General features: G+C 38.0%; 12 protein-coding genes. 7 read left to right on the top strand and 5 right to left on the bottom strand.

The annotated features are described in order from the left end of the window. Positions 1-2: 2 nt before the first annotated feature. From CPT03_RS22305 to CPT03_RS22285, 5 genes are read left to right on the top strand one after another with little or no spacing between them, the layout of a single operon-like run. Positions 3-962 (top strand): transketolase family protein, encoded by a 960-nt coding sequence (locus CPT03_RS22305; RefSeq protein ID WP_099440878.1) that lies wholly within the window; start codon positions 3-5, stop codon positions 960-962. A 24-nt stretch (positions 963-986) separates the two neighbouring features. Further along, positions 987-1,547: an RNA polymerase sigma factor gene (locus CPT03_RS22300; protein ID WP_099440877.1), complete on the top strand. Its 561-nt coding sequence runs from the start codon at positions 987-989 to the stop codon at positions 1,545-1,547. Positions 1,548-1,581: 34 nt separating this feature from the next. Next, the gene (locus CPT03_RS22295; protein ID WP_099440876.1) at positions 1,582-2,109 is read left to right on the top strand and encodes a hypothetical protein; all 528 of its coding nucleotides are present in this window, start codon (positions 1,582-1,584) and stop codon (positions 2,107-2,109) included. A 9-nt stretch (positions 2,110-2,118) separates the two neighbouring features. Then, on the top strand, positions 2,119-2,562 hold the full coding sequence (locus CPT03_RS22290; protein ID WP_099440875.1) for a hypothetical protein: 444 nt from the start codon (positions 2,119-2,121) through the stop codon (positions 2,560-2,562). Between the two features lie 35 nt (positions 2,563-2,597). Next, on the top strand, positions 2,598-3,722 hold the full coding sequence (locus tag CPT03_RS22285; protein ID WP_317044321.1) for an aspartate aminotransferase family protein: 1,125 nt from the start codon (positions 2,598-2,600) through the stop codon (positions 3,720-3,722). A 64-nt stretch (positions 3,723-3,786) separates the two neighbouring features. On the opposite strand, the gene CPT03_RS22280 is transcribed toward CPT03_RS22285, so the two are convergent. The 4 genes from CPT03_RS22280 to CPT03_RS22265 all read right to left on the bottom strand — a co-directional run bounded on the left by CPT03_RS22280 (position 3,787) and on the right by CPT03_RS22265 (position 10,292). Continuing rightward, positions 3,787-4,707 (bottom strand): DUF58 domain-containing protein, encoded by a 921-nt coding sequence (locus tag CPT03_RS22280; protein ID WP_099440874.1) that lies wholly within the window; start codon positions 4,705-4,707, stop codon positions 3,787-3,789. A gap of 65 nt (positions 4,708-4,772) precedes the next feature. Next, positions 4,773-5,090, bottom strand: a complete 318-nt coding sequence (trxA, locus tag CPT03_RS22275) for a thioredoxin (protein WP_099440873.1) — start codon at positions 5,088-5,090, stop codon at positions 4,773-4,775. Positions 5,091-5,239: 149 nt separating this feature from the next. Continuing rightward, complete coding sequence (gene dnaE, locus CPT03_RS22270) at positions 5,240-9,667, bottom strand: DNA polymerase III subunit alpha (RefSeq protein ID WP_099440872.1); 4,428 nt, start codon at positions 9,665-9,667, stop codon at positions 5,240-5,242. A gap of 94 nt (positions 9,668-9,761) precedes the next feature. Then, positions 9,762-10,292, bottom strand: a complete 531-nt coding sequence (locus tag CPT03_RS22265; RefSeq protein WP_245869917.1) for a lipocalin family protein — start codon at positions 10,290-10,292, stop codon at positions 9,762-9,764. 99 nt (positions 10,293-10,391) lie between these two features. Here CPT03_RS22265 and mdh point away from each other — a divergent pair, with 99 nt between their 5' ends. After that, positions 10,392-11,330 (top strand): malate dehydrogenase, encoded by a 939-nt coding sequence (gene mdh / locus CPT03_RS22260; protein ID WP_099440871.1) that lies wholly within the window; start codon positions 10,392-10,394, stop codon positions 11,328-11,330. 23 nt (positions 11,331-11,353) lie between these two features. After that, complete coding sequence (locus CPT03_RS22255; RefSeq protein ID WP_099440870.1) at positions 11,354-11,776, top strand: retropepsin-like aspartic protease; 423 nt, start codon at positions 11,354-11,356, stop codon at positions 11,774-11,776. 240 nt (positions 11,777-12,016) lie between these two features. On the opposite strand, the gene gyrB is transcribed toward CPT03_RS22255, so the two are convergent. Further along, entirely contained in the window at positions 12,017-13,975 is a 1,959-nt protein-coding gene (gene gyrB / locus CPT03_RS22250; protein ID WP_099441222.1) for a DNA topoisomerase (ATP-hydrolyzing) subunit B, read from the bottom strand. Between the last annotated feature and the right edge of the window lie 211 nt (positions 13,976-14,186).

The following is a 14,186-nucleotide window of genomic DNA, read 5'->3' as shown; positions in this document are numbered from 1 at the left end:
TCGTGAAAAAATATACATACACTGAAAAAAAAGATACCCGCTCTGGTTTTGGAGCTGGATTACTTGAAGCAGGTAAAAAAAACCCTGAAGTAGTTGCACTATGTGCAGACTTAGTGGGTTCTTTAAAAATGGATGCCTTTATTAAAGAATTCCCTGAACGCTTTTTCCAGATCGGTATTGCTGAAGCAAACATGATTGGTATTGCAGCTGGTTTAACTATTGGGGGCAAAATTCCTTTTACAGGAACTTTTGCTAACTTCTCAACAGGTAGAGTTTATGATCAGATCCGCCAGTCAGTGGCCTATTCTGATAAAAACGTAAAAATCTGCGCCTCACATGCTGGCTTAACGCTTGGAGAAGACGGTGCAACTCACCAAATCCTTGAAGATATAGGTTTAATGAAAATGCTTCCGGGCATGACCGTAATTAATCCTTGCGATTATAACCAAACTAAAGCTGCTACTATTGCAATAGCTGAGCATCATGGCCCGGTTTATCTTCGCTTTGGCCGTCCTGTAATCCCTGTTTTTACTGATCCGGATCAGAAATTCGAAATCGGTAAAGCATGGATGGTAAATGAAGGAACTGATGTTACCATTATTGCAACAGGCCACATGGTTTGGAAAGCAATAGAAGCTGGCGAGAAATTAGCAGAATTGGGAATTGATGCCGAAATCATTAATATCCATACAATTAAACCTTTGGATGAAGAAGCAGTTCTAAAATCTGTAAAGAAAACAGGATGTGTGGTTACCTGCGAAGAGCATAATAAATTTGGTGGATTAGGCGAAAGCATTGCCAGATTACTATCAACTGAACTTCCAACTCCTCAGGAATTTGTTGCAGTAAACGACAGCTTCGGAGAAAGCGGTACCCCTGATCAGTTAATGACTAAATACGGATTAGATGCAGTAAATATTGTTGAGGCGGCTCAAAAAGTAATTAAAAGAGCAAAAAAATAATATCAACATCCAACCACAAAATAAATGAAGCAGGTTGAAGATTCAGAGATTTTAGAGAAATTCTCAGATGTAAAAACTCGTAACGAAGCCTTTAACCTGCTTCTAAATAAATATCAACAAAAAATATACTGGCACATCCGACGTCTGGTTATCGATCATGACGATGCTGATGATCTGGTACAGGATGTTTTTATTAAGATTTGGAAAAATCTAGATTCCTTTCGTAGCGACTCACAGCTTTATACCTGGATCTACAGGATTGCCACTAATGAGTCCATCACCTTTCTAAATAAAAAGAAACAAAGAAATAATACACCTTTGGATGAGGTATCTGATGAACTAACGGAGACATTGGTAGCTTCTTCTTATTTTAATGGAGATAAAGTACAGCTAAAACTACAGCAGGCATTGCTAACTTTACCTGAGAAACAAAGACTTATATTTAATATGAAATATTTTGACGAACTTAAATATGAGGAAATTGCAGAGATCACCGGAACCAGTGTAGGCGCTTTAAAGGCCTCTTTTCACATAGCTGTGAAAAAAATTGAAGTTTTTATGCTAAATGATGACATTACCTTTTAAACCTTTTGGCAATTAAAGTATCAATACATTTGTAATGAAACAAGATTTTGAAAATGATGAATGGATGAAAGGAGCTCGGGAAACCGGATTCACAACCCCTATGCATTATTTTGATGAATTGACCGAAAGTATCAACGCCAAAATTACTGTAGAAAAATTTAAAGCTGTTGTTCAAAATGATGGATACACTGTCCCTGATAATTACTTTGAAAAACTACAGGCCAACATTTTAGCTAAAACCACTGCAGAAATACAACCTGAAACAAAACCTAAGGTTGTGCGCTTATGGAATTCCAGTATAGTTAAGTATGCATCTGCAGCTTGCTTTTTATTAGTAACAGGCTTAGGCTTGTATTTCAATAATCAGCAAAGCCCGGCCCAAAAAACTACTTCTGCAGATTTAGCAACAGAGCAAATGTTATATGACATTGATGAGCAGGTTATTATAGATCATATTAGTAGTACAGATATTACTCAACCTAAGCCTGCAGTAACAGATACCGACTTAGAAAATTATATCCTAACTAATTATTCGCAGAACGAGCTTGCAACAAGTTTATAATTTATACAAATGAAAAATTTAATCGTAGCGCTCCTTATGGCATTTCCAGTTCTCGCCTTAGCACAAAGGCCAGATGACAAGAAACGTGAGGAAATTGAGTCTTATAAAATTGCTTACTTAACGCAAAAGTTGGAATTATCGGCCGAAGAAGCCAAAATCTTTTGGCCAATCTACAATGATTATCAAAAAGAACAATCAGAACTACGTAAGGAAAGAGCACAAAAGATGATCAGTTTTAGAAAAATGCCAGAAATTGATGAACTTGCAGACAGCGAAGTGCAAACCCTCATCGTTAATGATTTTAGCTTTAAACAAAGAGAGCTAAACCTTGATAAAAAATATTACGCAAAATTAAAGTCGAATTTACCTATCAAGGTGATTGGAAAATATTACAGAGCTCAGGAAACCTTTAAAAGGGAATTACTATCAAGATACCGTAATAAAAGGCCTTAAACGGATGTACAGCGAAATAATTGTTACCTTTGTGCATGCTTACACAACGTCAGTTATTTCTACAACACAACGCCCAAACAACACTTGAACCGCTTCTTTTAGAATTTAATAAAGCCAGTGGAATGTATCTTTATGATACTGATGGCAAAAAATACCTCGACTTAATTGCAGGAATTGGCGTAAGTAATGTTGGCCACTGTCATCCTGCCGTTGTTGAAGCTGTAAAAACGCAGGCAGAAAATTATATGCACATTATGGTCTATGGTGAGTTTGTTCAAAACCCACAGGTCAATTTTGCCAAAGCCCTTGCTGATGTTCTTCCTCCCAATTTAAACTGCACTTATTTTGTAAATTCCGGAGCCGAAGCAGTTGAAGGCGCAATGAAGCTTGCAAAACGTTATACCCATCGTACAGAAATCATATCCTGCGACAACTCTTATCATGGCAGTACCCAGGGAGCTTTAAGTTTAATGGGTAATGAGGAATTTAAGCAAGCTTATCGCCCATTATTACCACATATTAAATTTATTGAATACAACTCACTGCCTGATCTTGATCTTATCACTACAAAAACCGCAGCGGTATTTATTGAAACCATACAAGGTGAAGCCGGAATTAGAATTGCTGACAAAGCTTATTTTAAAGCCCTCAGAGATAAATGCACCAGCACGGGTACCTTATTAGTGCTTGATGAAATACAATGCGGTTTTGGACGTACAGGAAAACTATTTGGATTTGAGCATTTCAACATTGTACCTGATATTCTTTTACTGGCTAAAGGTATTGGTGGTGGTATGCCTATCGGTGCTTTTGTAAGCTCAAATGAAATCATGATGTCATTAGCAACCAATCCTATACTGGGTCATATCACAACTTTTGGTGGTCATCCCGTTAGTTGCGCTGCAGGCCTGGCAACATTACAAACAATTGTTCAGGAAAACATTGTTAACGGTGTAACCGAAAAAGGGGAACTCTTCAAAAAATTACTGGTACACCCTGCAATAAAGGAAGTACGCGGTAAAGGATTAATGATTGCCATTGAGTTTGAAAACTTTGAAACAAATAAAAAGATAATTGATGCATGCATTGCGGATGGCATAATAAGCGACTGGTTTTTACATTGCAGTAATTCTATGCGCATAGCCCCCCACTTATTATAACTAACGAGGAGATTGAATGGGCCTGTAAGGTGATTTTGAAAAATGTAGCACTGATAACAAAAGCTTAACTCATTTTCTGCCGCTTAATCAAATAAGCTTGTAAAACAGGATAAAATCCCGCAGAAATATCTGCATCAATCATATCGATCTTATATTGTGTGCATTTTAATTGAATAGACTGTCGGTAAGTATTCATTTTTGACAGGTACGCTTCTTTTACTTTAGATGTATGTGCCTTTAATGTTGCTCCGGTTTCCATATCTATAAACTCATACGGACGGTTTTCAAAGCCGAAATCAACCTCTTTTGATTTATCGGTAACATTAAAAATAATTACTTCGTGCTTGTTAAACTTTAAATGCTGCAATGCAGAGAACAAAGCATCTGTTTCATTTTCATCTTGCATGGTATTTAGCATATCGCTAAAAACAACTACCAATGACCTTTTATGAATCAGCTCAGCTATTTGATGTAATGCCTGCTCAACATTTGTTTTTACATCCATCTTTTGAGATTTCAATATCCTTTCCAGATGAGTAAATAAGTATTTCTGATGCGTTGTGGTAGATTTTGCCGGAGTATTTAACAACAAATGATCAGTAAAAAGACTAAGACCAAAGGCGTCACGCTGCCGCTTTAATAAATAAATTAGTGCTGCTGTTGCCTGTATGGAAAAATTTAGCTTGTTGTATTCATTTACCGGGAAATACATAGATGATGAAACATCTATGATAAACTGACAGCGGAGATTAGTTTCCTCTTCGTATCTTTTACTAAACAGTTTATCTGTTCTGGCAAACAGTTTCCAGTCTATATTTTTAACACTATCACCTACGTTATAAAGCCGATGCTCTGCGAATTCAACAGAAAAGCCATGAAAAGGGCTCTTATGAAGACCTGTAATAAAGCCTTCAACCACCTGCCTGGCCAGAAGTTCTAAATTACTGTTAAAATGTAAGATTTGTTCATCAAACGGCGACTGCATAGCGTAAATATAAAAAAAGCGTTCATAAGATATGAACGCTTTTTAAACTTATGTATATTAAATTACTACAATTGTTTATCTAATTTCTGTGCTAATACAGATTTTGGAACTGCACCAACTTGCTTATCAACAACCTGTCCGTCTTTAAAATACAACAATGCAGGAATGTTGCGGATTCCGAATTGAGTTGAAATTTGAGGGTTGTTGTCTACATTCACTTTACCCACTATTGCTTTTCCTTCGTACTCTTTTGAGATCTCATCTACAGATGGTCCCACCATACGACATGGACCACACCATTCTGCCCAAAAATCAACCAAAACGGGTTTATCTGATTTTAACACAACTTCCTCGAAGTTTGCATCTGTAATTTCCAAAGCCATAATTTTTATTTTTTTTATTTAATTTCTATTAAAATCAACTGTTTAAAGCCTCTGTTATAAACTCTGTGAAGATAACCATATTAGGCTTTTGTTGTTGCAAATATATAATCAATTGTAGTGCCATCTACTTTAGTAATGCCAAAATGACATTAGTTCAACTTAGGGTGAACATCCAAACTATATAATTGTTCTAAAAAATGATTACTAGGGTTAATTTTAACTGTTTTAGAGGGCATTTTTATATTTACATTCTGTTCCCTGTCGTAAATTTCAAAAAGTAGCTGGCAATTTTGCTGGTCAGTGTTTGCCTTATTGTCCTCTAATATTGCATTAATCTGAGTCATAAAATTATCGTCTATACGCTCAAGTGGCACCTGAATGGTAACAGACTTGGCCAGCTTATCCCTTAATTCCGAAAGCAGGTTAATTGAAGTGATCTTAAACTCCCAATCACCTTCTTTTCTGAACCTTTCTCCTACTCTCCCACGAATTTGCAGAAAATAACCATCAGTAAGAAACTGCTTAAATTTAATAAAATCATCTCCAAACAAAGCAAGCTCACAACTATCATCATAATCTTCAAAAACCATGGTTCCAAAAGGTTTTCCTGTTTTCGTCATCCTTTGCGATGCAACCACAACTAAACCACCAACAACCAATTCTCTGTTTTTTATTCCTTCAAACTCAGCAAGTACCTCTTCATTAGTATCGCCCGTTCTAATTTTATTAACTACCGAAAGGTGTTTAACCTTTTGTTGGCAAAACTCTTTTAATTCCAGCTTGTAATTATCAAGAGGGTGGCCACTCAGAAAAATCCCAATGGCATCCTTTTCAAATTTTAAACGATCAATCAACCCCCATTCCGGAGCAACCGGAAGTGATGGCTCCGAAATCATATCGGCAACTGAACCTCCAAATAATGATGACTGAGATGAGGATTCGTTGTTCTGAAAATCGTTGGCAAATTTAATAAGCTTCTCAATTCCATTCATCTTCTCGTTTAAACCAACAAAAAAGTATTGTGCCCTATGGTAGCTAAAACCATCAAATGCCCCACTATAAACAAAACTTTCATATGCTTTTTTATTTACAGTACGTGTATTAGATCTTTTAGCAAAATCCTGAACATCAGCATACATTCCGTTCTCATTACGTTCTTCAATGATACTTTCAACAGCCTTTTCGCCAACACCCTTAATACCCGATAAACCAAAACGAATTTCGCCATGAGGGTTTACAGAAAACTTGATGTCTGATTCGTTAACATCCGGACCAAGTACCTGAACCCCCATCTGTTTACACTCCTCCATAAAAAAGGCAACCTGTTTTATGTCACTCATGTTGTTTGATAGCACGGCCGCCATATATTCGGCCGGATAATGTGCCTTTAAATAAGCAGTCTGGTAAGCAATCCAGGCATAGCAGGTAGAGTGCGATTTATTGAAGGCATAAGATGCAAATGCCTCCCAGTCTTTCCAGATTTTTTCAAGAGTAGCAGCATCATGTCCTTTCTCTGCAGCCTGGGCTACAAATTTAGGCTTCATCTTATCCAATACATCCTTTTGCTTTTTACCCATTGCTTTACGCAATACGTCGGCCTCACCTTTGGTAAAGCCTGCAAGCTTTTGCGATAAAAGCATCACCTGTTCCTGATATACAGTAATCCCGTAGGTTTCCTTTAAATACTCCTCACATGCATCCAAATCATACTGAATCTCCTCTTCCCCATTTTTTCGACGCACAAAACTTGGAATATACTCTAGTGGACCGGGGCGATAAAGCGCGTTCATGGCAATTAAGTCACCAAAAACCGTTGGCTTTAGCTCCTTCATGTATTTTTGCATCCCGTTACTCTCGTACTGGAAAATACCGATAGTTTCACCTCTCTGGAAAAGCTCATAAGTCTTTTCATCATCAATTGGAAAATTATCCGGATCCAGATCTATCCCATGACCAAGTTTTACCAGCTTTACCGTATCCTTAATAAGGGTTAGTGTTTTTAACCCCAAAAAATCCATTTTTAACAAGCCCGCACTTTCTACAACAGAGTTATCGAACTGGGTAACATATAAATCAGAATCCTTGGCTGTAGATACCGGAACAAAATTCGTAATATCATCAGGCGTAATAATTACCCCACAAGCATGGATACCAGTGTTACGTAATGAACCTTCCAGAATCTGTGCCTGTAATATGGTATCAGCACTTAAATTCTTTGCCTCTGCTAATACTTTTAATTCTAAAACCTTCTCATACTCATCAGCCCTTAACGCCCCTTTTAAGGTTTTTTCATCAAGATTAAATATCTTGGCCAGCTTCATGTTAGGAATAAGCTTGGCTATTTTATCAGCTTCAAAAAGTGGTAAATCCAATACCCTGGCAGTATCTCTTATGGACGACTTTGCCGCCATTGTACCATAAGTGATGATCTGTGCCACCTGGTTTGAACCGTATTTTTTTATTACATAGTCCATTACCCTGCCGCGTCCCTCATCATCAAAGTCGATATCAATATCGGGCATGGATACACGATCTGGATTCAGGAAACGCTCAAAAAGCAGATCGTATTTAATTGGATCTATATTGGTAATCCATAAGCAATATGCAACAACCGACCCCGCAGCTGAACCACGGCCAGGCCCTACTGAAACATCAAGGTTCCTGGCTTCGGCAATAAAATCCTGTACAATAAGAAAATACCCCGGATAACCCGTTTTTTCAATAGTCTGCAACTCAAAATCAAGTCGCTCAGTAATTTCAGGCGTAAGCTCTCCGTAACGTTTTTTAGCCCCTTCGTAAGTAAGATGGCGCAGGAATTTATTTTCCCCACGTTTTCCACCATCCTCTTCATCCTCTGCCACTAAAAACTCTTCCGGGATATCGAACTTAGGTAAAAGCACCTCTCGCGCCAGTTTGTAGATTTCAATTTTATCTACAATAGATTGTATATTTAAAATTGCCTCCGGCAGATCAGCAAAAAGTGCCTTCATCTCATCCGAAGATTTAAAATAATACTCCTGGTTAGGCAAACCATAACGGAAGCCACGGCCACGGCCTATTTGTGTTGCTTGTTTCTCACCATCCTTTACACAAAGCAAAATATCATGCGCATTGGCATCCTTTTTACCTATGTAATAAGTGTTATTGGTAGCAACCATTTTCACGTTGTGTTTACGTGCTAGCGAGACAAGAGAAACATTTACAATGTTCTCATCATCTTGATTATGGCGCATCAGCTCGATATAAAAATCGTCGCCAAATTGCTCTTTCCACCATAGCAAAGCCTCTTCTGCCTGGCGCTCTCCAATATTCAGCAATTTGCTCGAAATCTCTCCATACAAATTACCAGACAACACAATGATATCTTCTTTATACTGCTCAATAACAGCCCTGTCTATCCTTGGGACATAGTAAAATCCTTTGGTATAAGCAATGGACGACATTTTTGCCAAATTATGGTAGCCGTTTTTATTTTTAGCAAGCAATACAATCTGGTAACCATCATCTTTACGCTTTTTGTCTTCATGGTTTTCGCATACAAAAAACTCACAGCCAACAATCGGTTTCAAAATTACCTCAGATGCCTCTTCTCCCTTTTCCAGAGCAGCAGCGTTTTTAGCTTCCGCGGCCTTGTTATGATTAAGCACCTGGCTTACAAAATGAAAGGCCCCCATCATATTTGCATGATCAGTCATTGCCACAGCAGGCATTTTCTCGGCCGCAGCAGCCTTTATAAGCGCGGGGATATTAATAGTAGATTGTAGAACAGAAAACTGCGTATGGTTATGCAAATGCGCAAATGAGGCATTTTTAAGTTCTTCCTTATTACCGGCAAGCTCTTGTTTAGAAGGCCCACCACTAGTTTTTTGTAATCTTTTTCTGATATCATCAGAAGCTGATTTAAGGTTTATATGTGTTAAACCAATCCGGTTAATTACTCCCGGGTTCTTTTCTTTAAAAAGACGTAAATAATTTTGATCGGCCTGCAACTGTTCCGGTTTAAAAGCATCTACTTTCAATAGCTGAAAAAAACAGCGTGTAGTTGCCTCAACATCGGCGGTAGCATTATGCGCTTCCGAAAATGGCTCACCAAAAAGGTATTCGTGTAATTCTGTTAAATTAGGCAACTTAAACCTGCCCCCCCTACCACCGGGTAGGCGTAAAAGCTCGGCTGTTGTTTCTGTACAGGTATCAAGAACGGGCATTTGCGCCATGGGGCTTTCAACCCCCATTCTATGAAACTCGCAGCCCATAATATTAACGTCGAAACCTATATTCTGACCAACAATAAATTTAGCTTTTGAAAGTGCTATATTAAATTTCTCTAAAACTTCTTGTAGCTCAATCCCTTGCTCCTGAGCAAGCTCAGTTGATATACCGTGTATCCGCTCAGCATCATAAGGGATGTTAAATCCATTAGGATTTACAAGATAATCCTGGTTTTCGATAAGATTGCCAAACTCATCATGAAGTTGCCATGCAATTTGGATACACCTTGGCCAGTTATCTGTATCAGTAATAGGGGCATTCCAATTGCGCGGTAAACCTGTAGTTTCGGTGTCAAAAATCAAATACATAGTGCAATTAAATTACTCGTTTCGGAAATCAAGAATGGAAGTCCAAAAATACGTATTTTTTGCCTGTGATATAAGTGGTTTATAAATTTAAAGATCAGGCCAGGGCTGTCTCAGCAGAAGGAAGAATGTGATGTTCCTGAGACACAAGCTTTGACGTATCGTAACCGCGTTTTTTGCATCTTTCAATAATTTCTGCAAGCAGGCTATCAGCCATGCCAGGCTTACGCGACAAAATAGAAAGATGCCTGTGCTTAGGATGCCCAACTACCGCATACGAATAATCGTCGGCCAGTTCAACAACCCAGTAATAAACTTTAAAAGGCCATACATACTGCGCTTTTAAAATAGCATTATTACTCCCTCTGGTTACAAAAAGTTTTGATCTGGTATATCTTTGTTCATCAGTTCCTACAATTTTATAGGTGGTAAACACAGCATAATAACCATCAGGATGTATTACATAAGTTTCAGTTGTTTGATACCAGTCTTTATCCATAATAGTAGGTATAGAACATAGTGAATACCACTTGCCTGCATACGACATTATATCAACTTTTTGTACCGGTATATTTTCCATAAGCCCCCCTATTTTTCCATCGATAAGCAAATGTAAATTCTTTATCATAAAACCAGTAATAAAGAATAAAGTTTTAAAAACCATTTTTTAAACTCATGTATTTTTCTAACTTCGAAAAGAAGGTAACTAATGTAAAAAACTATATTTATGAAGATAACGGTTGTAGGTGCAGGTGCCGTTGGCGCTACCTGTGCAGATAATATTGCCAGAAAAGAATTAGCTGAAGAGCTGATTTTACTGGACATTAAAGAAGGTTTTGCAGAAGGCAAGGCAATTGATATGATGCAAACGGCCGCTTTATTAGGCTTTGACACAAAAATTACCGGTGTTACCAACGACTATGCCAGTACCGCAGGTTCTGAAGTTGTGGTAATAACCTCGGGCCTACCCCGTAAACCCGGAATGACCCGCGAGGAGCTAATTGGCATTAACGCTGGCATTGTAAAAGGTGTTGCCGAAAATATCTTAAAGCACTCACCAAACACAATTATCATTGTAGTTTCGAACCCAATGGACACCATGAATTACCTGGCGCTAAAAACCTCAGGTTTACCTAAAAACCGCGTAATAGGAATGGGTGGTGCCTTAGATTCATCGAGGTTTAAATATTACCTTAGCCAGGAATTAGACTGTTCGCCGGCTGATCTTAACGCTATGGTTATTGGCGGACATGGCGATACCACTATGATCCCTTTAATTAACCATGCTACCTGGAATAGCATCCCTGTTACTCAATTTTTAAGTAAAGAACAACAAGATAAAGTTGTTGCCAGCACAATGGTTGGTGGCGCTACTTTAACTAAACTGATTGGCACATCGGCCTGGTACGCACCTGGTGCCGGTACAGCCTCAATGGTTGAAAGCATTGTTCGTGACCAGAAAAAACTAATCTCGTCTGGGGTATTTTTAGATGGCGAATACGGACAGAAAGACATTTCATTAGTTGTTCCGGTTATTCTTGGTAAAAACGGTGCGGAAAAAATACTTGACATTAAATTAAATGATACGGAACAAGCCACTTTTAATAAAAGTGCTGATGCTGTTCGTAGTATGAATGATGTACTTCATGATATGAAACTCGTTTAAAAAGGGCATACAGATTTGATTAAATGAGACCAATCTCAATACCCTTAATATTAATAAGCTTACAAGACGACGGTTTCCACCTACTGGTGGAAATTGTTGTTTTTGGACAAAAGTTATTTGCCGTTGTTGATACGGGTGCATCAAGATCTGTTTTTGACAAAACTTTTGTTAAAGAACATCTTAAAGAGCTGGAACATAGCGAAGAAACACAAGCCACAACATTATTTTCAACCTCCAGCACATTACAGGCAGTTATTCCATCAGTAAAAATTGGCAGCTTGGTATTAAAAGATTATGAAACCGTAGCCCTTGATCTGGAAACTGTAAATCAGGCCTACGAAAACCTGGGCCACCCTCCTATTATCGGCATTTTAGGCAGTGATTTGCTATTGAAATACCAGGCAGTAATAAACTATAAAAAAATGAAACTTTATTTATATAAATAATTTTTTTGTTTTTTTATATAGGGATCAAATAGGGAGTTGATAGGGACTTAACAGGGATAAGAAAGGGAAAATTCCCTATTAAGTCTTTTTAAGATCCGTACTAAAACCTTTTATAAATTTTATATACAAGTTAATTTTCAGATTTTCTGAGCTTACCACAAATCAGCACTAAATATTGATTGCATAAAAAAAGAGCCCCTTAAACAGGAGCCCTTTTTTGTATTTATGAATGTTTAAAAGCTAAGCATCAATTTTAGCATATTTTGCATTTCTTTCAATAAACTCTCTTCTAGGAGCAACATCATCACCCATAAGCATAGAGAAAGTATGATCGCACTCTGCTGCATTTTCTATAGTGGCCTGCATTAAAGTACGTGTTGCAGGGTTTAGTGTAGTATCCCATAATTGTTCGGCGTTCATCTCACCCAAACCTTTATAACGCTGGATATGTACACTTTCTTCTTTACCTGCACCTTTTAATCGCTGTACGGCAGCATCGCGTTGCTGATCGTTCCAGCAATATTCAAATTCTTTCCCTTTTTTAACCTGATACAAAGGTGGAGCTGCAATATATACATAACCAGCCTCTATCAGCGCTTTCATATATCTGAAGAAGAATGTAAGAATTAAAGTAGTGATGTGAGATCCGTCGATATCAGCATCCGTCATGATTACAATTTTATGGTAACGAAGTTTAGTAAGGTTTAATGCTTTGTCATCTTCAGGAGTACCAATACTTACACCAAGTGCGGTAAACATATTTTTGATCTCATCATTCTCATAGATCTTATGTTCCATCGCTTTTTCAACGTTAAGGATCTTACCTTTTAGCGGAAGAATAGCCTGAAAGTTACGATCTCTGCCTTGTTTAGCAGTTCCACCTGCGGAGTCTCCCTCCACCAGGTATAGCTCGCATTTTTCCGGATCGCTATCTGAACAATCGGCAAGTTTACCCGGAAGGCCTGAGCCTCCCATAACACTCTTGCGTTGTACCATTTCGCGAGCTTTACGCGCCGCAGCACGGGCAGTAGCCGCAAGAATTACTTTGTTAACAATTGATTTGGCTTCTCTCGGATATTCTTCCAGGTAAATACCAAGGGCCTCACCCACAGCAATATCAACCGCACCCATAACCTCAGAGTTACCTAATTTGGTTTTGGTTTGACCTTCAAACTGAGGTTCCTGAACCTTAACAGAAATTACTGCAGTTAAGCCTTCTCTAAAGTCATCACCTGTAATTTCAAATTTAACACCTTTAAGCAATCCTGATTTATCAGCATATGCTTTTAAGGTTCTGGTTAAACCTCTTCTAAAACCGGCAATGTGTGTACCACCCTCATGAGTATTAATGTTGTTTACATACGAGTGAACGTTTTCTGCATAGCTGTCGTTGTATTGCAAAGCAAGTTCAACCGGAATGCCATTTTTAATTCCCTCAACATAAATTGGCTCAGCAATTAATGAAGGTCTGTTACCATCAAGGAATTGAACAAACTCTTTTAATCCTCCTTCAGAATGGAACAGCTCTGTACGGAAAGTTCCGTCGTTATTTAACTCGCGTTCATCTGTTAGTGTTAAACTGATACCTTTATTCAGGAAAGATAATTCTCTTAATCTAGAAGCCAGGGTATCATAACGATACTCAGTTGTTTGGGTAAAAATGGTTGCATCAGGAGTAAACGTAACTATTGTACCACGTTTATCGGTATCGCCAATAGATTTTACATCATACAACGGTTTACCAATGTTGTATTCCTGAACCCATATTTTTCCTTCTCTATGAACTTCTGCCCTTAAATGAGTTGACAATGCGTTTACGCAACTTACCCCCACACCATGTAAACCTCCCGATACTTTATAAGTATCTTTATCGAATTTACCGCCGGCGTGTAGCACCGTCATTACAATTTCAAGTGCCGATTTTTGCTCTTTTGTGTTAATTCCTGTCGGAATACCACGTCCGTTATCTTCAACCCTTATCGAGTTGTCTTTAAGAATATTTACATAAATGGTATCGGCATGTCCTGCCAATGCCTCATCAATCGAGTTATCTACAACCTCATACACCAAGTGGTGTAAACCTTTTACTCCTGTATCGCCTATATACATCGAAGGGCGCTTCCGCACCGCTTCTAAACCTTCTAAAACCTGTATATTATCTGCCGAATAATTTGAATTAGGATCCTTTTCTTCGCTCATATTTTTTAATAAAACAATTAGACTCAAATTTAACCATTTATGGCCAATTAACCGCAAATGTGGATAACTATTTGACATAAAACAGGTCAAAAACCTCCGAAAAAAAACAGTTCTTTAGGATACTAAATTTGAAATTTTATATTTGTTGAAATTTATAGCTCAGAAATGAGCAGGAGGATAGTTTATAACCCGGAAAAAACAAATTAAATAT

This window comes from Pedobacter ginsengisoli (assembly GCF_002736205.1).
GTDB lineage: Bacteria > Bacteroidota > Bacteroidia > Sphingobacteriales > Sphingobacteriaceae > Pedobacter > Pedobacter ginsengisoli_A.
The sequence above is the reverse complement of the archived record's forward strand: the minus strand, read 5'-3'. Positions and strand labels throughout refer to the sequence as shown.